Raw genomic sequence first — 20,027 nt, forward strand, 5'->3', positions numbered from 1 at the left:
TTTAGTGAAAAGCAAGGGCCGGGATCAACCCGGCAATATGGATATGGCGATGCCTCTCCTGCCGCGGGGTTGCGGCGGCAAGAGCGGTGTTTCAAGATTGGAGGGCCGGTCAGTACCGGCGCGGATTAAACGATGCCCTAAGGCTTAGACCCAGCCGGCGTCGACGATGAATTCCTGGGAGGAACACATCGCTCCGTCATCGGAAGCGAGGAACAGCACCATGGCGGCGATGTCCTGTGGCATCAGCTTGCTTGGCAAGCATTGGCTTTTCTTGATTTCCACTTCCGCCGCGTCGTCGACCCACAGGTCGATCTGGCGCTGCGTCATGACCCAGCCCGGTGTGACGGTGTTGACGCGGATATTGTGGGCGCCAAAGTCGCGCGCCAGGCCCCGCGTGAGGCCCACGACGGCCGCCTTGGTGGTGGCATACACAGGGTAGCCGCCCGACTTCATGTGCCAGGAAATCGAGCTGACGTTGATGATGGAACCGCCGCCCTTGCGTTTCATGCCCTCGAAGACGGCCTGGCACGTGAAGAACATGGGACGTTGATTGATCGCAATGCGCTCGTTCCAGTATTCCAGGGTGACGTCCTGCGCCTGGTGGCGCTGGTCGTTGGCGGCATTGTTGACGAGGATATCGAAGTCGCCCAGCTTGTCGGCCAGTTCGGCCATGACGGCTTGCAACGATGGAATATCCGTGATGTCGCAATGGCGGAACAACGGTGCCGTCAGGCCCGCTTCGGCCAGGCGGCGGCACAGGGCCTCGCTCGCTTCCACGGCGATATCGACAAACGCCACCAGTGCGCCCTGAGCGGCAAATTCCGCCACCAAAGATTCGCCGATGCCGCTGCCGCCACCCGTGATGAACACGCGCTTGCCCTGCAAGCTGCCATATTTCGCCAATTGCTTCATCTTGTCTCCGCCTGTGTATTTTTATTTTTTGTGATTAAAGTTTGCCCAGCACGCCATCGTGACGGCGCCAGATGCCCAGCGGATTATCGTCGCGCAGCGACTCCGGCAGCAAGTCCTGCGGCAGGTTCTGGTAGGACACGGGACGCAGGAAGCGGTTGATGGCTGCCGTGCCGACCGAGGTGCTGCGGCCGTCCGATGTGGCCGGGAACGGGCCGCCGTGCACCATGGCTGTCGACACTTCCACGCCCGTCGGGAAACCGTTGGCCAGGATGCGGCCCACGCGGCGTTCCAGCACGGGCAGCAAACGGCGCGCATCTGCCACGTCGCCGGCATCCATTTGCAAGGTGGCCGTCAGCTGGCCTTCCAGGCTTTCCGTGATCGCCAGCAATTGCTCGATGTCGCGGCAGGCGACCAGCAGCGAGGCCGGGCCGAAGACTTCGTCGCGCAGATCGTGCTTGGCCAAAAACGCTTCACCCGAAGTAACGAACAGGGCGGCGGCGCCCTTGCCTTCGTCGCCCGTGTTTTGCACCAGCGGCGTCACGTCGGCATGCTGCGCCAGGGCGGCGACGCCCTTGGCATAGCTGCTGGCTATGCCAGCCGTCAACATGGTGGCGGCAGGCGCCGGCGCCAACGCTTCGGCGGCAGCGGCGGCAAACGCCGTAAAGTCAGGGCCTTCCAGGCCCAGCACGAGGCCGGGATTGGTGCAGAACTGACCCACGCCCATCGTCAGCGAGGCGGCAAAGCCGCTGGCAATCGCCGCGCCACGGGCGGCCAGCGCTTGCGGCAACACGAAGACGGGATTGATGCTGCTCATTTCCGCATATACGGGTATCGGTTGCGCACGTTCCGCCGCCACCTTCATCAAGGCGATGCCGCCCGAACGCGAACCCGTAAAGCCCACGGCCTGGATGGCGGGATGCGCCACCAGGGTCTGGCCGATGCCATTGCCCGTGCCTGTCAGCAAGGCGAACACGCCGGCTGGCAGCTTGCAGATGGCAATCGCTTTCACGATCGCGCGCGCCACCAGCTCCGACGTGCCCGGATGGGCCGAATGGGCTTTCAGGACGACGGGACAGCCTGCAGCCAGGGCCGAGGCCGTATCGCCGCCAGCGACCGAGAAGGCCAGCGGGAAGTTACTGGCCGCGAACACGGCGACGGGGCCCAGGCCGATCATGCGCAAACGCAAGTCAGGACGCGGCGGCACGCGGTCAGGCAGCGGGCTGTCGATGCGTGCATCGGTCCATGAACCCTCGCGCAGCAAGCCGGCGAACAATTTCAGCTGACCCACCGTGCGGCCACGTTCGCCTTCCAGGCGCGCGCGCGGCAAGCCGCTTTCCGTCATGGCGCGCACGATCAGATCGTCGCCCAGCTCGAGGATTTGCGCGGCGATGGTGTCGAGAAAATCGGCGCGTTCCGCATCGCTGGTGGCGCGGTACGGATCGAACGCGGCTTGGGCCAAACGGCACGCCGCGTCGATTTGCGCGGCGTCGACCATGTGGAAAGCGGGCGCGATGTGTGTGCGCGCGGCCGGGTCCCACGCTTCGAAGGAGCCGCCGTTACCCTTGACGGCGACGCCGCCGATCAATGCATCACCGGTGATATTGAAACTCATAATGTGCTCACTTTCGCAAATTCGGTTGGGAAGACATCGAGGCGGTTGCGCAAGGCAGGGCCAAAGGCCGGCGCTTCGATTTCAAAGGTTTCACCCGGCGCCACGCTCACGCCATCGGCAAAGCTTAACGTTGCCGTGCCAAAGAAGTGTACGTGCACGTCGCCAGGGCGCTTGAACAGCGGGTACTTGAAGTGATGATGTTCCAGATTGGCAATCGTGTGCGACATATTCTCTTCGCCGCTGACGAACGCCTTTTCCCAGCGTACATTGCCAGCCGCATCGAGCACGCGCGAGGCGCCGGCGATATGCGCGGGCAATTCGCCCACCAGCAGGGCCGGTCCCACGCTGCAGGCGCGCAGTTTCGAGTGGGCCAGGTACAGATAGTTCTGGCGCTCCGTGATGTGGTCCGAGAATTCATTGCCGATGGCGTAGCCGACCCGGTAGGGCTGGCCATCGTCGCCGATCACGTACAGGCCGGCGATTTCCGGCTCTTCGCCGCCATCGAGGGCAAAATCCGGCATGCGCAGCGGCTGGCCGCCGGCGCGCACAATGGAGCCGTCGCCTTTATAGAACCATTCGGGCTGGGCGCCGGCCGTACCGTCAGCCGGCTTGCCGCCTTCCACGCCCAGGCGGAACATTTTCATCGAATCGCTCAGGGACTCGGCATCGCCGCCGATCTTCTTGTGCATGGCGTCGCGCGCGCCGGCGCTGCCCAGGTGGGTCAGGCCCGTGCCCGTCACGTAGCAGTGCGCTTCATCGGCGTGGTCGAGCGGCGGCAGCACACGTCCGGTAGCGGCCACGTCCGTATAGGAATGCGTGGTATTGCCGACCGTGGCGTTGACCAGGTCCGCCAGGCTGACTTTCTTTCGGATGGCGTCTTGCGCCAGTGCATACGTCGTGTTGTAGCCTTCGATGACGCGGATGACGTCGTCTTGCAGCAGGCCGACGAGGCGGCCGCCGTGTTCATTCGTAAATTGCAGCAACAGCATGGGATTCTCCGCTTAATGTGAGTGGCGCGGCACGGCGGAACCGCGATTGCCGACCAGGAAGTCGAAATCGCAGCCTTCATCGGCCTGCAACACGTGTTCGATGTACAGCTGCTGGTAGCCGCTCTTCGGTCCGGGCGCGCTGCCCAGTTCGCGGGCCGCCAGGCGCTCAGCGATTTCCGCATCGCTGATGTCGATGTTCAGGCTGCCGTTGTGGCAGTCGAGGGCGATCATGTCGCCATCCCTCACGATGCCCAGCGGGCCGCCGGCCATCGCTTCCGGCGCCACGTGCAGCACGACCGTGCCGTAGGCCGTGCCGCTCATGCGCGCATCCGAGATGCGCACCATGTCGGTGATGCCTTGCGCCAGCAGTTTCGGCGGCAAGCCCATGTTGCCTACTTCCGCCATGCCAGGATAGCCTTTCGGGCCGCAGTTCTTCATGACCAGCACGGAGTTCGCGTCGACATCCAGATCCGGATCAACGATGCGGGCCTTGTAATGTTCAAAATCTTCGAACACAACGGCCTTGCCGCGATGCTGCATCAGGTGTGGCGAGGCGGCCGACGGTTTCAGCACAGCGCCGCGTGGCGCCAGATTGCCGCGCAGCACGCAAATGCCGCCATCGGCCAGCAATGGGTTGTCCAAGGTGCGCACCACTTCATCGTTGTAGATCGGCGCTTCGACGCAGTTGTCCCACAGCGACTTGCCGTTGACGGTCAGCGCATTCTTGTGCGGCAGCAAATCGCCCTCGCCCAGGCGGCGTATCACGGCCGGCAAGCCGCCCGCATAATAAAACTCTTCCATCAGGAAACGGCCCGACGGCAGCAAGTCAACGATGGTCGGCGTGCCGCGGCCTACCTTGGTCCAGTCTTCCAGCTCCAGCGGCACGCCGATGCGGCCGGCAATCGCCTTCAGGTGGATCACGGCATTGGTCGAGCCGCCGATGGCGGCGTTGACCTTGATGGCGTTTTCAAACGCTTCACGCGTCAGCACTTTCGACAGGCGCAGATCTTCGTGCACCATTTCGACGATGCGGATGCCCGACATATGTGCCAGCACGTAGCGGCGCGAATCGACGGCGGGGATGGCCGCGTTGTGCGGCAGGGACGTGCCCAGCGCTTCCGCCATGCTGGCCATCGTCGAAGCCGTGCCCATGGTGTTGCAGGTACCGGCCGAGCGCGACATGCCCGATTCGGCCGACATGAACTGGTGCAAGGTGATCGATCCCGCCTTCATCTGCTCGTGCAACTGCCACACGGCCGTGCCGGAGCCGATGTCCTTGCCATTGAGTTTGCCGTTCAGCATGGGGCCGCCGCTGACGACGATGGTGGGGATGTCGACGCTGGCAGCGCCCATCAGCAGCGCCGGCGTCGTCTTGTCGCAGCCGACCAGCAGCACGACGGCGTCCATCGGGTTGCCGCGGATCGATTCTTCCACGTCCATCGACGCCAGGTTGCGCGTCAGCATGGCTGTCGGGCGCAAATTCGATTCGCCATTCGAGAAAACAGGGAATTCCACTGGAAAACCGCCCGCCTCCAGGATGCCGCGCTTGACGTGTTCGGCCAGTTGGCGGAAATGTGCGTTGCAAGGGGTCAGTTCGGACCAGGTATTGCAGATGCCGATGATGGGCTTGCCGTGAAACTCGTGGTCAGGTATGCCCTGGTTTTTCATCCAGCTGCGGTACATGAAGCCGTTCTTGTCCTGCGAGCCGAACCACTCGGCAGAGCGCAGGGCTACCTTCTTTTTTGTCTCAGACATGCCATTCTCCTGGTTGTGCCATGCCGGATCTAATGTCGTCGGCCCGGGCAGCGATGTTGGAATACTAAAGAATCCTGCCATGCCTTTCCAATCAATTTTTAATGCGTTCCGATATCGAAAATGATATCCATAAGCACCAATGAAAACGCCCTGCGGGCGCGTGGCGGCAGGGCGTGGAAGGTTTTCGGGGTCTGCGACGATTATTCTGCGGAAAACCGATAGACCGTTTCCGTCTGATACACCTCGCCCGGGCGCAAAATGGTATTCGGGAAATGCGGCTGGTTCGGCGAATCCGGAAAATGCTGGGTTTCCAGGCATAGCGCGCCGCGATAGCGGATGGCGCCCTGCTTGCCCTGCTGGCTGCCGTCGAGGAAATTACCGGAATAAAACTGGATGCCCGGCTCCTGCGTGTACACCTGCATCACCCTCCCGGAAACGGGATCGCGCACGGTGGCGGCCAGGTTCAGCCCGTGATCTGTCTGTTTATTGAGCACAAAGTTATGGTCGTAGCCGCGGCCGATGCGCAGCTGCTCATGCGGCACATCAATGCTGCTGCCGAGAACGGTGCTCTGGCGCAAGTCGAACGGCGTGCCGGACACGTCCGCCAGTTCGCCCGTGGGGATAGCCCCCGCGTCCACGGGCAGGTAGCGGTCCGCGTTGATGGACAACGCGTGGCCGAGGATATCGTCCTGCCCCGCCAGATTGAAATAGCTGTGGTTGGTCAAGTTGATCGGCGTGGCCTGGTCCGTCACGGCGTGATAGCGCAGGCTCAGCGCGTTATCGTTGTCCAGTTCGTAGACCACGGTGACATCCAGCTTGCCCGGGTAGCCGTCTTCGCCATGCGGGCTGCTGCGCGTGAACGTGATACCGACGGCGTCGTCCCTGGTGAACGGCGCGGCTTGCCACATGACCTGGTGAAAACCCTGGTTTCCGCCATGCAAGTGATTGGGCGGGTTGTTGACGGCCAGCTGGTAATCCTTGCCGTCGAGACTGAAACGTCCCTCGGCGATGCGGTTGCCGAAACGGCCGATGACGGCGCCCAGGAAAGCGCTGTTGTGCAGATACGGCTCGATGCGATCGAAACCCAGCACCACGTCGGCAAAGTTGCCGTCGCGGTCCGGCACGTGGATTTCGCTGATGATGGCGCCAAAGTCGAGCACCTTGACTTGCATGCCCTGGCGGTTCGTCAGGGTAAATACGCTGACGTGCTGGCCATCGGGCAAGATGCCGAACGGCAATTGCGTCACTGAAACAGAATCAACTGGGGTCATGGCGTCAGGTCCAGGTTTTACAGGGTCGATGAGCGGCCAAACACGGGCATGCCTTGCGCATCCCAGCGCAACGGTTTGACAAACGTGTGGCGGTCCGGGTTCCACAAAGGGTCGCCAACGATTTCCGTGTAGGTGCGGGCATGGTACACCAGCAATACGCCGTCGCCATCGCCGGCCGTCGTGAAGCTGTTGTGGCCGGGACCGTAAATGCCGTGCTCGTAGCAGGTGGCAAACACGGGCTCGGGCGACTTGGTCCACGCCGCTGGATCGAGCAGGTCGGCAGAGTCGTCGGCCCACAGCAAGCCCATCGCGTAGTTTTCATCGGTGGCGCTGGCCGAATAGCTGATGAAGATCTTGCCGTTGCGCTTCAGCACGGACGGCCCCTCATTGACCCAGAAGCCGCGGATTTCCCAGTCGAATTCCGGCTTGCTCAGCATCACGGGCGGACCGGCCAGCTGCCACGGTGTGGCCATCGGCGCGATATACAGGTTCGAATTGCCCTCGATGGCGACATCTTTCTGCGCCCACAGGTAATACAGCACGCCATCGTGCGTAAAGGTGGTGGCGTCCAGGCAGAAGGTGTCGATGCCCGTGTCGATCTGGCCCATGAATTCCCATTCGCCTTCGAGCGGATTAGCGTTCGTGTTACGAATCGCATACATGCGGTGCTGGAACAACTTATGTTTGATCTCGCGGCTTGGCGCGGCGGCGAAGTACACATACCAGGCGCCCTGGTTGAAGTGCAATTCCGGCGCCCACACCAGTTCGCTGTACGGGCCCGTTTCCGGCTTGTGCCACACGTCGACCGTTTGCGCGTCGGCCAGGCCGGCGATACTGTCGGCGCGGCGCAGTTCGATGCGGTCGTACTGGGGCACGGACGCCGTAAAGTAATAATAGCCGTCGCTGTGACGGTAGATATGCGGGTCGGCGCGCTGTTCGATCAACGGTGTCAAGATGTCTGCCATGTTGCTTGCTCCATTCAATTATTCTTACGCGGCCACGTAGCCGCGCTTGTGCATTTCCGACTTCACGCCGCTGTAGTACGCATCGCTGATGCGGTACTTGAACATCAGCAAGCCCATCAGCAAGTGGAAGAAACCGGGGATGATCGACAGCATCAGGGCGATGCCGTTCAGGGCGAATTGCGTTTGCTCATGGTTGGGCTGGTAGTCGAAATACGCGAGCAGCACGCCTACCAGGCCGCCCGCCACCGCCATGCCCGCCTTCTGGCAGACGGAGATGCCGCCAAAGGCGAAGCCGGAGACGCGCTTGCCCGTCTTGACTTGACCGTAATCGATGGTTTCCGCGATGGCCGACCAGAACACGGGCGCATGCAAATCCACGACAAAGGACAGCAGGAAATACAGGGCGAAAGCCAGCACGGTGTCGCTCGGCTTCACAAAGAAATAGATCGCCAGGCTGATCAGGGCGACGCCGATCTGCGTGTAACGGAACAGTTTTACCTTGCAGTAAAACTTGGTGATCCAGGTCGAGGCGATCATGGCCAGAATGGCGGCCACCACGCCGGTCGTGAGGAAGGCGGCCACGGTTTCCGTGCTGCCGCCCAGATAGTATTTCGCGTAATAAATGGCGACCGAGCCGCGCACCACGTAGCCGATGGTGCCCGTGACGCACACGCCGCACAGCACCAGCCACTGGTCGTTCTGCAGCAGCACTTTCAATTGGTCGAGCAACGATTGCTTTTCCACTACGTGCACGACGCGCTCGGTGGTGGAGAAATAGCAGAACAGGAACAGGGCCACGCCCATGACGGCCATCACGGCCATGGCCGCCTGGTAGCCGACGGCCGGGTTGCCGCCGCCCCAGCGCTGCGACAGAACCGGCACGACGATGGTCACCATGAAGGCGCCGATCTTGGCGAAGAACAGGCGGTAGCCGTTGGCCGACAGGCGGTCTTGCGGATCGCTGGTCAGGCCGCTGATCAGGGAGATATACGGAATGCCCACGCCGGCCGTCATGATGGTCATCAGGATATACGTCGAGTATGCCCAGATCAGCTTGGCGTCATAGTGCCACTCGGGCGTGCTGAAGACAAAGAAGACGCTGACGCCATACGGCACGGCCAGCCACAGCAGATATGGACGGTAGCGGCCCGAGGCAAAGCTGTAGCGGTCGGTGATCTGGCCCATGACCAGGTCGGCAATCGCGCCGATGACTTTCACGGCCACGAACAGCAGGGCCAGGTCGGTGGTTTTCAAGCCATAGATATCGGTATAGAAAAAGGTGATGATCAACATCATCGACGAAATGACGACATTGAGCGCCATGTCGCCGGCGCCGAAGCCGACCTTTTCAACGGTAGATAATTTTTGCGTCTCCATGCTTTCCGTCCATTCTTTTTATGATGAATCGTGCGTGACTGCCCAACTGACAGGGGCGTTGCCGGCCGAAACCATGGCAACGCCCTTGATTTTTACTGTGCGACCAACTTACATTTTCCAGCGCAGTGATAACCCTACCGTGCGGTCATAGCGGCGCGTGTCGCGCGGATACACGCCCGCAGTGTTCCAGTAATCCTTGAACTTGGTGTCGAGCAAGTTATTCCCATCGAGGGTCACGGTGAACTGGTCGTTGATCTTGTACGACAGCGAACCGTCGAGCTGGGCCGTCGACGCCACTTTCAAGTCCAGGCCGGGGCCGCCCTGGTTGTAGCTGTCGACGAATTTCGAGCGCCAGTTGTAAGCCAGGCGGCCCGACCACGCGTCTTTTTCGTACAGCAGCACCAGGTTGTAGGCATAGCGCGACACGCCCGTGATGGCATGGCTGCCCGTCTCGTCGTCCGTGGTGCCGCTCATGTAGGTGCCGTTCGCCTGCAGGCCCAGGCCGCTCAACAGGCCAGGCAAACCGTCATAGAACTGCTGGTAGCCAATTTCCAGGCCTTGCAGCTTGCCGGCGGCAGTGTTGTATGGGCGGTCCACATCATAGGTCTTGCCGGCGATGGTTTCGCTGGAAATGCGTTGCTGGATATAACCGTCGAACTTGTGGTGGAACACGGTAGCAGTGACGGAACCGGCGGGCGCGAAATACCATTCCAGTGCCGCGTCAACATTGTCGCCTGTGACTGGTTTCAAATTCGGATTGCCGCCCGCGCCCGTCGCCTTCACCGTTTCCGTCGAGTTGACGAGGGCCACGCCCGGGTTCAACTGGGAAAAGCCGGGACGGCTGATGGTGCGGCCCGCAGCGAAGCGGCCGACCAGGTCCGAGCGCAGCTTGATTTTCAGGGCCACGCTCGGCAGCACGTCGGTGCTGGCCGTGTCGCTGATGACGGGCGTGTAGACGCCATCCTGCGAACTGTTGCCTTGCAGGCTTTGTTCGGTGCGCACGACGCGCACGCCCAGGGTGCCATCGACGGGATAGGCGCCCAGCTTGAAGGCAACCTTGGCCTTGGTATAGATCGAGTACGTCTTTTCCGTATCCTTGAAGAACGAGCCCGGGTCCATGGCCCGTGCCGCGCTGCTGCCCGTGACGGCTTCGCGGATGGTGCCCGTGTTATTGAGCAGGAAGCTGGCGCACGGCGTGTACCACTGCTTCAAGCCATAGTCGGGGCCGCCGCTGGACATCGGTTCCGACAGACAATTGAGGCCCGGAATCGACGTCACACTCTGGCGGCCGAACGGAAACGCGGCGCCGGACACGTCCGGTGCTTCCGCATTGCCCTCGAAACTCTTGATCGATTCGGCTTCGCGCTTCACGCCGCGCAGGCCGACGCTGATTTCCTTGAAGATGCCGCCGGCACTGGGCGTGTACGCCAGGTCGGCGCGCACGTCGTTCGAGCTGCCCTGGTCACGGCCGTAGCGGTCGAAGAAACCCTTCAAATAGTAATTCGACGGGTCTTGCAAATCGACGCCCGTGTAGTCCACGTGCAAGGTGCCGTTCTGGTTGGTATTGATGCGAGCATTCGGCACGACGGTAATCGCATCGAGAATGGGATTGCGCCAGGCATAGGTACTTTTGGTGCTGGCCACTTCCGACGTGAACCGCCATTCGGAATTGATATCCCACAAGCCGCCGACGGCAAATTGATGCGTCTTCGTCTGGTTCTTGTTCGCCTGCGTCGACATGATGGTGTTGACGTTGGTGGATGTGAGCGTTTGCAGCTGGTTGGTGCCGGGAATTTTTGTAGCCGACACGGGCGTGCCCCACCATGGCAAGCCGACAAAGTAATCGGACTCGGCATCGAGCAGGAAGCGCGTGGCCATGCCTTCCGCGTACAACTCGACGTCGGCGTTCGGACGCCATTGCAGCACGGCATTGGCGGTCGTGCGGCGGCGGTCGCCCTTGATCGGCAGCAAGCCCACCTGGTCCGGCCCCGTCAAACCCGGCGACAGGAAACTTTTATCCACGGGCGCCGTATTGAACGCGCGCTCTTCATGGTAGCGGTGCTGCTGCTGCGACAGGCCCAGCAGCGCGCCCACTTCGCCGATGCCCGTCTTCCAGCGGTTCGACAGCATGCCGCTGATGTTCGGGTCGGTGGCCTTGGATTTGTCGCTGTAGACGGCGCGCGTATTCACGCTGGCCGTGAAGTCCTTGAAGTCGAACGGACGGTTGGTGCGCACGTCGATGATGCCGGCCACGCCGCCTTCGACCTGGTCCGCGCCCTGCGACTTATACACGTCAACGCGCTGCAGCATGGTGGCGGGAATGTCTGCCAGGTTGACGTAGCGGCCCGTGGTGGTGAACAGTTCGCGGCCGTTGAGCAGGGTCGTGACATCGCGCAAGCCGCGGATCATGACGGCGCTCGCCTCGCCCGAATCGCGGCGGATCTGGATACCTGAAATGCGCGCCAGGGTTTCAGCCACGTTGTTATCGGGGAATTTGCCGATGTCGTCAGCCACGATGGAATCGATGACCTGGTCCGAGCGCATCTTGATCTGCTGGGAGTTCTGGGCCGAGCGGCGCACGCCGCTGACGGTCACGACCGACACTTCCGCAGCAGGCTCGGCACCGGCATCGGCCGCCACCGCATCCTGCGCCCAGACCGAAGCCGTGCTCAGCAAACCAATACCGGCCAGTGCCGCAACGGCTGCCTTCAAGGTGAATGGACGAGGGGAAGTGGCCGCGAGCGGGCCGGTGGCGTTGCGCATCATGAATCTCCAGATATTGTATTGATATTTTTTGTATCGCTTGCATGTCGTTCGCATGCTCGGCGTTTATCTTAGGGGCTGGGCGATAATCTCTCCAATCAATTTTTCCACTGTTTCGATATCAATATTGATATCAGCGGCTGAGGGACTTTGGAGGTTGCAAACAGACAACGGCAGGGGCGTCAGGGACAAAAATGACGGGATTGATGCATACGGAAGTAACGCTGTGGGTCTGACAAAGGTCGTGGCGATTCACCCGACTTGGTGGAAGACATGCTCAGAGAAAACGGTAGTAATTACCCGATAGTCGCCGAGTGGGGCTTGTATGTGCTGACAGATAGTGCCTTATCACAGGCTGACATCCAGCCTCGTCGAAGGCGACGACGCAGACATGGTTGACATTGCTGCAGTAACCCTCAGCCCAAACGGCCAGGATGGGCCGTTTGGGCTACGGTACAGTTCAATCGGCGGAAATCACATACGGATATCCAAAGATGTCCAAAGAAGTCCAAAATAATCCAAAAATAGCCAAACCATTAAAGCGATGTCGTGCCATCATTTGGCACATAATATGCAGTGCGGCGCTCACCTCGCTGCAGGAGTTGGCCAGACTCTCGCAAACGTTTCAGCAAATTTTTCGCCTGCAGCGAAGTCAAGCGGCATAGCTCAGCCACCTCGGCACGCCGCACCGAACCATGTTGCTGTACATAGCTCAAAACCATTTGTTCCTGCTGAAGACCGCTGAATCCCATTTGCCGTGTATAGGCGGCTTTATCACCGTCAGCACGGTACAAACCAGCGGCCAAGGTGTACGTCCGGCCACGGGCCATACCATGTGCCTGCGCCAATCCAACCTCAACGAGTGCCTCGAGAGTACGTTTGGCTTGCGCAGGTTCCCGCTGAATATGCAGTGCCAGTTCTTCCGTTGTCATGCGTTTCATGCCACGCAATGCAGCCAAGGCGATAAGGCTATCTATCGGTAACTCGCCACCGCGACGCCCTTCCTCTTCAATCACACGCTTCAGGAATGCCTCATCCCCATCCGTTGTATCCAGACGCAAAACAACGTTGGTGCTATCAGTGCGGCGATAATCGGGCTCGGATCGTCCAAAACGTAGCAGTCCTCGATAAATTTTATCTACGCCACGACCAGAACGCTCAACCAAGCCTATGCGTTTCATGGCATCGGCCAAGGCTCTATTGCGCGGTCGCGGTTCGGTCGTTAATAAATTTGCCAAGGTGACGCCATCCACCAGACCGCCTGGATTACTGATCGTCAAGCCATCATCATCCATACGGACATGCACTGCGCCCAAGCGATGATAGTCACGGTGCACCAAGGCATTTGCAACGGCTTCCCGAAAGGCCCCAAAATCTACTTTAGGTACCGGGACACGAAAGAGATCGACTTGGATCTCCCGTTCGGGATTATAGGGACGGAAATTCGTTTCCAGCCAATCTAACGCTTTTAGCAAAGGAAAGCGGCGGAATTCATTAAACGTCACTGCTTCGCGCGCCAACACCTGAAAAGCAAATTCATGTGTGGGAACCAACTCGTTCAATGCCGTTTCCCGGCCAATGAGCAAGAGGCCAGCCAAAGTCGGTGCACGGCTGCCATCACTCAAGCGCGCAGTGAGCCCCAAGGCACCATCGAGCGCTTCATCATCGAGTTCCAGCAACACACGGTCACCACCATATTGCTGCACACTCTGACGCAAGCGTTCGCGTTCCAATGGATCGAGATCGCTCAATGATGCCCCTGCGACTATTTGAGCTGACGCATCCATCAAACCAAAACTGCTAACCCGGCTGGCACGATCATGCGGCAGCATGGCCACACATTCAGGCTGTCCATCAGCCTTGATGCGGCGCCGGAGATAAGTACCAGAAGTAGTTGCGACCTCACCATGGGCCTTGGGAACAAAGATACAGGCGACACGAACTTCACCCACGATGACAGCCTTGAAATTGACCGCCAAGGAAGGTGATGTCCGGGCCGCGATAAGCCCTGCCAGTCCCGTCAATTCCAAACGTTCAGCATGTAATCCAGTCGGGATACCATCGTCCTCTACCCCTAGCCATAACTGTCCACCCTCGGCATTTGCGAGGCAAATGACCGCTTCAACAAGCTCACGATCAGGTAAGCGTTTCCGGTCGCTCTTGAATTCAACCGTCAGTGATTCGACCAGCGGTAGCTCGAGGATCATATGCAGTGGCTCTTTGCTTGGATAGAAAATAAGGTATCACTACATGAAAGATACATCATGGTGCAGCTCGCGTACATCCACGAAAAGGCTAACCATGTAAAGCATTAATCAATGAACAGCAAGAACCCGGAAGGAAAGCGCAAGGTCTTGGTTTGTCTGGTGCGGCTGGCGGGGATCGAACCCACGACCCTTGGCTTCGGAGGCCAATACTCTATCCACTGAGCTACAGCCGCGTAGGGGGAATTTCTGAAGTGATGCGAAGGATACCGTTTTTCTTTACCTACGTCTACGGAAACTGTCGTATCGCTGGCAATTGCATGTCACTGCTCAATTTTTGTGCCTATAATTGTGGGTTTCATAAAGGTTTACATCCAAGCATGTAAAAATGCTACCTTACACGGCCATCAGTTTCAAATCTGGACTAAGGACATCATGAGCGACGCACATAACGAACAACAATCAGCGATCAAAACGCCTAAACAATTGCTTGCCGCCGTAGCTGGCTTCTTCCTCGTCACCGTCATCGGCATCATCCTGCTGGTGCAGTTCGTCACGGCGCAAAAACTGACGGGCGCCGGTACGGACAGCCAGTCGCCGGAAGCCATTGCCGAGCGCTTGAGTCCGGTTGCCAATGCTGGCTTTACCTTCAAGGATGCCAGCGGTCCGAAAGTGCTGCAAAGCGGCGAAGCCGTCTACACGGCGACCTGCGTGGCTTGCCATGGCGCCGGCGTGGCCGGTGCACCGAAATTTGGCGACGTGGGCGGCTGGTCTGCACGTCTGGCCCAGGGCTACGATACGGTCCTGAAGCACGCCATCGAAGGCTTGCGCGCGATGCCGGCCAAGGGCGGCAATCCCGACCTCGACGATGTGGAAGTGGCGCGCGCCGTCGTCTACATCGCCAACGCGTCGGGCGGCAAGTTCAAGGAACCGGAAGTGCCGGCACCAGCCGCTGCCGCTGACGGTGCTGCTCCTGCAGCCGAGCCTGCCAAATAATTCAGCCAGCGCGCTGAACCAGGAACCGCCCGTATGGGCGGTTTTTTTTCGCCTGCAGTTTGTGCCAGATCACACGGCGTAAAAAAGCCGCCCGGGCTTGATAGCGGGGCGGCTCGATGCTAGCGCGTTGGCACTGCTGTTACCACATGATGACGCGGTCTTTCGGTGGCAGATACATCTTGTCGCCCGGTTTCACGTCGAAGGCTTGATAGAAGCCGGGCTGGTTGCGCATGGTGCCGTTGGCACGGAACTGGCCTGGCGAGTGCGGGTCCGTTTTCAGCAAGACCAGTTGCTGCGCTTCGCGCATCTTCATGCGCCATACCTGGGCAAAGCCCGCGTAGAAGCGCTGCTCGCCCGTGAAGCCGTCGATGACGGGGGCTTTCTTGCCGTTCAGCGACAATTTATACGCTTTATAGGCAATCGCCACGCCGGAGTTATCGGCGATGTTCTCGCCCAGGGTCAGTTCGCCGTTGACGAAGTGGCCTTTCACCGGGCTGAAGCTGTTGTACTGCGCCACCAGCTGCTTGGTTTTCTTGGCGAAGTTTTTATGGTCGGCCTTGGTCCACCAGTCGCGCAAATTGCCGTCGCCGTCGTACTGGGCGCCCTGGTCGTCGAAGCCGTGGCTGATTTCATGGCCGATGACGCCGCCGATGGCGCCATAGTTGACGGCGTCGTCCGCGTTGGCGTCGAAGAACGGCGCTTGCAGGATGGCGGCCGGGAAGACGATTTCGTTCAGCTCAGGATTGTAATAGGCGTTCACGGTCTGCGGCGTCATGCCCCACTCGTCGCGGTCGATGGGCTGGCCCAGCTTGTTCAGCTCGCGGTTGTAGTTGAGCAGGTGCGAACGCTGGATGTTGCCGATCAAGTCGTCCGGCGCCACCGTCAGGCCCGAGTAATCGCGCCATTTGTTCGGATAGCCGATCTTGGTGGTGAACTTGGCCAGCTTGATTTGCGCCTGTTTCTTGGTGACGGGGCTCATCCAGTCGAGCTTGTCGATGCTTTGCTTGTAGGCCGTCATCAGGTTTTTCACCAGCGCTTCCATGCGCACCTTGCGCTCGGCCGGGAAATATTGCTCCACGTACAGCTGGCCCACGGCTTCGCCCAGCGCGCCTTCGACGGCGCCCACGCCGCGTTTCCAGCGCGGACGCATTTCCGTCACGCCCGTCAGAGTGGTGCCATAAAACGCGAAGTTTTCATCGACATACGCTTTCGGCAGGTAGCCGGCATTGGCGTGCAGCAAGTGCCACTGGAAATACGCTTTCCACGTTTCCAGCGGCGTCTTGTTGGCGATCTCGGCAAAGCCCTTCAGGTAGCTGGGCTGGCTGACGATCACATAATTGACCTTACCGGCGATACCCGTGTCCTTCAGGTAGCGGGCCCAGTCGTAGCCTGGCGCCACGCTGGCCAGTTTCGCCAGTTCCACCTTGTTGTAGGTTTTGACGGGGTCGCGGTTCTGCACATTGCTCCATTGCGCCTTGGCCAGTTCCGTTTCCAGCGCCAGGATGGCCTTGGCATTGGCGGCCGCGTTCGCGTCGCCAGCCAAGCTCAGCATTTTTTCCACGTGGGCCAGGTATTTGGCGCGCGTATCGGCCTTGCCTTCTTCCAGGTAATAATCGCGGTCAGGCAAGCCCAGGCCGCTTTGCACGATGTCGGCCACGTATTTGGTGGAATCCTTGGCGTCCTGGTGGATGCCGAAGTCGTAAGGCGAGGTCACGCCCAGCTTGCTGAAGTGGGCGATCACGGCCGGCAACTCCGCCTTGTCCTGCAGCGCCGCGATCTTCGCCAGCTCCGCGTTCAATGGGCTCAAGCCCAGGCTTTCCAGCTTGGCTTCATCCATGAAGCTGTTATAGAAATCACCGATTTTCTGGGCATTCGAACCGGCCGCGCGTGCCTTGTCGGCGGCAGCGCCTTCGACGATGCCGCGCAGCTGCGTTTGCGTATCGTCGGCCAGCTTGGCAAAGCTGCCCCAGCTCGACTTGTCGGCAGGAATCACGGTTTCCGCCAGCCATTTGCCATTCAGGTGCTGGAACAGGTCGTCCTGCGCGCGCACGGCAGGGTCGACGTATTCGACGGCGATGCCGGACGTCAGCGCCGCAGACGCGACGGCCGTGGCGGGAGCGGCGGCGGCTTTCTTGGCCGCATCAGCGGCGCCAGCCATGCCGGACACGCCGGCCAGCAAACTCAGGGTCAAAGCACTTAACAAATAACGATTCACGGTTGTCCTCTATATTATATTGTGTGGAATATAAGGGTCAGAAGGCCCAAGGCTTCTGGCCCGGTTTTTGACTGTAGCATACCGGCCGAAATGACAGAAAAAACTTTGGCCAGAATGCAAAAAAGACCACGCAAGTGGTCTTTTTTGTTGTGACAAGATAACGTTTACATGGATACGACGTTTACCAGATGATCACGCGGTTTTCCGGCGCGACATACATCTTGTCGCCCGGTTTCACGCCAAACGCTTCGTAGAAGCCTGGCTGGTTGACCATGGTGCCATTGGCGCGGTACTGGCCTGGCGAATGCGGGTCGGTCTTGATCTGCACGATCTGCTGCGCTTCGCGCATCTTGCTGCGCCACACCTGGCCAAAGCCCATGTAGAAGCGCTGGTCGCCCGTCAGACCGTCCAGCACGGGCGCCGGCTTGCCGCCCAGCGAGATTTTATAGGCTTTATAGGCGATCGCCACGCCCGAGTTGTCGGCGATGTTCTCGCCCAGGGTCAGCGCGCCGTTGACGTGATAGCCAGGCAATGGGCTGTAGCCATCGTACTGCTTGGTCAGCGCATCGGCCTTGGCCGCAAAATTCTTGCGGTCGGCCGGGGTCCACCAGTCGCGCAGGTTGCCGTCGCCATCGGACTGGCTGCCCTTGTCGTCGAAGCCATGGCTGATTTCATGGCCGATGACGGCGCCGATGGCGCCATAGTTGACGGCGTCGTCCGCGTTGGCGTCGAAGAACGGCGGCTGCAGGATCGAGGCGGGGAAGACGATTTCATTCATCGTCGAGCTGTAATAGGCGTTCACCGTCTGCGGCGTCATGCCCCATTCTTCGCGGTCGATCGGTTTGCCCAGCTTGGCCACCTGGCGCGCGGAGCCGAAGTTGGCGGCGCGCATCATGTTGCCCACCAAGTCGCCCGGGACGATTTGCAGCTTCGTGTAATCGCGCCATTTGTTCGGATACGCAATTTTCGGCGTGAACTTGGCCAGCTTGGCTTGCGCTTCCTTCTTGGTCTCCGGGCTCATCCAGTCCAGGGTATCGATGCTGTCCTTGTAGGCGGCCAGCACGTTTTTCACCAGTTCCTGCATGTGCGCCTTGCGCTCTGCCGGGAAATATTGCGCGACATACAGTTTGCCGACGGCTTCGCCCAACACGCCTTCGACGGCGCCCACGCCACGCTTCCAGCGCGGCTGGTTTTCCTTCACGCCACTGAGTACCGTGCCGTAGAAGGCAAAGCTTTCATCGACGAAGTTTTTCGACAGGTAGCTGGCATAGCTGCGCAGCAACTGCCATTCGAAATACGCTTTCACGGTGTCCAGGTCGCTTGATGCCAGCACCTTGTTGTAGCCGGCCAGGTAGCTTGGCTGGTTGACGATGACGTAATCGACCTTGTTGGCGATGCCCAGGGCGGCCAGGCCCGACTTCAGGTCGTAGCCCGGGGTCAGGTCGTTCAGCTTATTGATGTCGGTCTTGTTGTAGCGTTTGACGGGATCGCGGTTCTCGACCTTGGTCCATTGCACTTCGGCCAGGGCCGTTTCCAGCGCAACGACCGCCTTGGCGCGCGCGGCGGCGTTCTTGTCGCCGGCCATGGCCAGCATTTTTTCCACGTGCGCCTGGTATTTTTCCTTGACGCCAGCCTGCTTGGCTTCCAGGTAGTAATCGCGGTCTGGCATGCCCAGGCCGCTTTGGCTGACATATGCCGCATATTTCGTCGAGGCACGCGCATCCTGGCCCACATAGACGGCGTACGGGGTCGACACGCCCGTCTGGCTCAGGTGGGCGATCAGGGCCGGCACGCCCTTCTTGTCGCGCAGCGAGCGGATGCGGTTCAGTTCGCCGGCCAGCGGCTTCGTGCCCAGCGCATCGAGCTTGGCTTCATCCATGTAGCTGGCGTACAGGTCGCTGATTTTCTGCGCTTCGGAACCGGCCTTCTTGTTTTTGTCCTGTTGCGTCGCTTCGATGATGCCGCGCAATTGCGGTGTCGTGTCATCGCGCAGCTTGGCGAACGAACCCCAGCTCGACTTGTCGGCAGGGATCTCGGCCGTCGCCAGCCACTTGCCGTTCAAATGGGTAAAGAAATCGTCCTGCACGCGCACGGCGGGGTCGATGTACTGCACATCGATGCCGGAAACGACGCCAGCGGCGGCAGGCGCGGCGCTTGGGGCCACGGTCGGGGCGGCAGCGGCGGATACGGGTTCGGCGGCATGGGCAAACGCAGCCAACAGGGTCAGGGTCAGACTGCTCAAGAGATAGCGATTCACGAATTGTCCTTATGGGGCATGTCAAAAAGACCGGGCAGATAGCTGCGGGCGGATAGCCCTCCGCGCCAGGCGCTGCAGGAATGTAGCACGCGCCGCTCAGTTCGGCCAGGCTCAAGGGGCTTTCATTGTCCAGTCCGGCGAGCATGGCGTGGGCTGGAACAGCACATGCAGCGTTTATCCATACAGATAAAGCAGGTCGTCGATCAGCGCCAGTTCCTGTTGCGTGAACTGCGTGTTGTTGAACTGCCCGATAGCTTCGAGCACACCTCTAATCGGCACTTGCCGTGACGGGTCCTGAACGATGTCGATCAGCAGGCCGGCATCAGGATCCCGCCCCCTCAGATACTTTTCAATCAGCGCTTCGAGCGAGACACGTGCCTGCAAATCAGTTAACATTTTTTATCTGCTGGGAAGAAAGAAGCTCCAGTCTAAATGAGCCGGAGCCCGCGGATAAAAAAAAGCCTGCGTCCGCGGACGCAGGCAAAACCACTTCGGGTCGAGAATGCGAGTCCACTATAGGGCCGCCGCACACGCTTTTTTTCGACTCTTACAAATGCTTACTCCCCTCAAGACTCCCTATACATCGCATACAAAACCGCAACATATGGCAAGCTGGCAGCCCCGTTTTCGCGCGTAGACTGGCCCCAGGCACGCTTTTTCCATAGCCGGCCCACGCCGGCAGAGATTCAGGTCTATACTTTCAACAAAGCG

At 60.0% G+C, this 20,027-nt stretch carries 13 protein-coding genes and 1 tRNA gene; 1 reads left to right on the plus strand and 13 read right to left on the minus strand.

The features are described from left to right. Nucleotides 1-144 precede the first annotated feature (144 nt). The 10 genes from MRBLMS1_RS17405 to MRBLMS1_RS17450 form a co-directional block, all read right to left on the minus strand. Nucleotides 145-912 carry an SDR family NAD(P)-dependent oxidoreductase gene (locus MRBLMS1_RS17405; RefSeq protein WP_139091365.1) on the minus strand — a complete coding sequence of 256 codons (768 nt, stop codon included), beginning with the start codon at nt 910-912 and terminating at the stop codon, nt 145-147. Nucleotides 913-946: 34 nt separating this feature from the next. Beyond that, complete coding sequence (locus MRBLMS1_RS17410; RefSeq protein WP_485880672.1) at nt 947-2,524, minus strand: aldehyde dehydrogenase (NADP(+)); 1,578 nt, start codon at nt 2,522-2,524, stop codon at nt 947-949. Continuing rightward, nucleotides 2,521-3,513 carry an AraD1 family protein gene (gene araD1 / locus MRBLMS1_RS17415; protein WP_485880674.1) on the minus strand — a complete coding sequence of 331 codons (993 nt, stop codon included), beginning with the start codon at nt 3,511-3,513 and terminating at the stop codon, nt 2,521-2,523. Before araD1 ends, MRBLMS1_RS17410 begins: the two co-directional genes overlap by 4 nt. A 12-nt stretch (nt 3,514-3,525) precedes the next feature. Beyond that, the gene (locus MRBLMS1_RS17420) at nt 3,526-5,268 is read right to left on the minus strand and encodes an IlvD/Edd family dehydratase (RefSeq protein WP_034752921.1); all 1,743 of its coding nucleotides are present in this window, start codon (nt 5,266-5,268) and stop codon (nt 3,526-3,528) included. Between the two features lie 200 nt (nt 5,269-5,468). After that, nucleotides 5,469-6,539 carry an aldose epimerase family protein gene (locus MRBLMS1_RS17425; protein WP_485880676.1) on the minus strand — a complete coding sequence of 357 codons (1,071 nt, stop codon included), beginning with the start codon at nt 6,537-6,539 and terminating at the stop codon, nt 5,469-5,471. Nucleotides 6,540-6,556: 17 nt separating this feature from the next. Then, complete coding sequence (locus MRBLMS1_RS17430; RefSeq protein ID WP_485880678.1) at nt 6,557-7,504, minus strand: glycoside hydrolase family 43 protein; 948 nt, start codon at nt 7,502-7,504, stop codon at nt 6,557-6,559. Nucleotides 7,505-7,528: 24 nt separating this feature from the next. Then, a complete protein-coding gene (locus MRBLMS1_RS17435; RefSeq protein ID WP_485880680.1) occupies nt 7,529-8,881 on the minus strand; it encodes an MFS transporter in 1,353 nt (450 codons plus the stop codon). A gap of 108 nt (nt 8,882-8,989) precedes the next feature. Then, nucleotides 8,990-11,647, minus strand: coding sequence for a TonB-dependent receptor (locus MRBLMS1_RS17440; RefSeq protein ID WP_485880682.1), 2,658 nt, complete (start codon nt 11,645-11,647; stop codon nt 8,990-8,992). Between the two features lie 533 nt (nt 11,648-12,180). Further along, complete coding sequence (locus MRBLMS1_RS17445; RefSeq protein ID WP_485880684.1) at nt 12,181-13,851, minus strand: DNA glycosylase AlkZ-like family protein; 1,671 nt, start codon at nt 13,849-13,851, stop codon at nt 12,181-12,183. A 157-nt stretch (nt 13,852-14,008) separates the two neighbouring features. Beyond that, nucleotides 14,009-14,084, minus strand: a tRNA-Arg gene (locus MRBLMS1_RS17450). Between the two features lie 199 nt (nt 14,085-14,283). Between MRBLMS1_RS17450 and MRBLMS1_RS17455 the strand changes: the two genes are divergently transcribed. Next, a complete protein-coding gene (locus tag MRBLMS1_RS17455; protein ID WP_072455912.1) occupies nt 14,284-14,844 on the plus strand; it encodes a c-type cytochrome in 561 nt (186 codons plus the stop codon). 139 nt (nt 14,845-14,983) lie between these two features. On the opposite strand, the gene MRBLMS1_RS17460 is transcribed toward MRBLMS1_RS17455, so the two are convergent. The 3 genes from MRBLMS1_RS17460 to MRBLMS1_RS17470 all read right to left on the minus strand — a co-directional run bounded on the left by MRBLMS1_RS17460 (nt 14,984) and on the right by MRBLMS1_RS17470 (nt 19,712). Continuing rightward, nucleotides 14,984-17,059: a M13 family metallopeptidase gene (locus MRBLMS1_RS17460; RefSeq protein WP_485880686.1), complete on the minus strand. Its 2,076-nt coding sequence runs from the start codon at nt 17,057-17,059 to the stop codon at nt 14,984-14,986. A gap of 181 nt (nt 17,060-17,240) precedes the next feature. Further along, the gene (locus tag MRBLMS1_RS17465; protein ID WP_485880688.1) at nt 17,241-19,316 is read right to left on the minus strand and encodes a M13 family metallopeptidase; all 2,076 of its coding nucleotides are present in this window, start codon (nt 19,314-19,316) and stop codon (nt 17,241-17,243) included. A gap of 174 nt (nt 19,317-19,490) precedes the next feature. Then, nucleotides 19,491-19,712, minus strand: coding sequence for a hypothetical protein (locus MRBLMS1_RS17470; protein ID WP_456148198.1), 222 nt, complete (start codon nt 19,710-19,712; stop codon nt 19,491-19,493). Nucleotides 19,713-20,027: the final 315 nt, after the last annotated feature.

Origin of the sequence: Massilia sp. LMS1-1-1.1, assembly GCF_040815535.1 — a bacterium.
GTDB lineage: Bacteria > Pseudomonadota > Gammaproteobacteria > Burkholderiales > Burkholderiaceae_D > Janthinobacterium > Janthinobacterium aestuarii.

Bases quoted from the DNA above. Each gene is read 5' to 3' on its own strand.
- araD1 (WP_485880674.1), bottom strand. From the start codon at position 3,513: ATGCTGTTGCTGCAATTTACGAATGAACACGGCGGCCGCCTCGTCGGC.
- MRBLMS1_RS17430 (WP_485880678.1), bottom strand. From the start codon at position 7,504: ATGGCAGACATCTTGACACCGTTGATCGAACAGCGCGCCGACCCGCAT.
- MRBLMS1_RS17410 (WP_485880672.1), bottom strand. From the start codon at position 2,524: ATGAGTTTCAATATCACCGGTGATGCATTGATCGGCGGCGTCGCCGTC.
- MRBLMS1_RS17425 (WP_485880676.1), bottom strand. From the start codon at position 6,539: ATGACCCCAGTTGATTCTGTTTCAGTGACGCAATTGCCGTTCGGCATC.
- MRBLMS1_RS17445 (WP_485880684.1), bottom strand. From the start codon at position 13,851: ATGATCCTCGAGCTACCGCTGGTCGAATCACTGACGGTTGAATTCAAG.
- MRBLMS1_RS17470 (WP_456148198.1), bottom strand. From the start codon at position 19,712: ATGTTAACTGATTTGCAGGCACGTGTCTCGCTCGAAGCGCTGATTGAA.
- MRBLMS1_RS17440 (WP_485880682.1), bottom strand. From the start codon at position 11,647: ATGATGCGCAACGCCACCGGCCCGCTCGCGGCCACTTCCCCTCGTCCA.
- MRBLMS1_RS17455 (WP_072455912.1), top strand. From the start codon at position 14,284: ATGAGCGACGCACATAACGAACAACAATCAGCGATCAAAACGCCTAAA.
- MRBLMS1_RS17435 (WP_485880680.1), bottom strand. From the start codon at position 8,881: ATGGAGACGCAAAAATTATCTACCGTTGAAAAGGTCGGCTTCGGCGCC.
- MRBLMS1_RS17420 (WP_034752921.1), bottom strand. From the start codon at position 5,268: ATGTCTGAGACAAAAAAGAAGGTAGCCCTGCGCTCTGCCGAGTGGTTC.
- MRBLMS1_RS17405 (WP_139091365.1), bottom strand. From the start codon at position 912: ATGAAGCAATTGGCGAAATATGGCAGCTTGCAGGGCAAGCGCGTGTTC.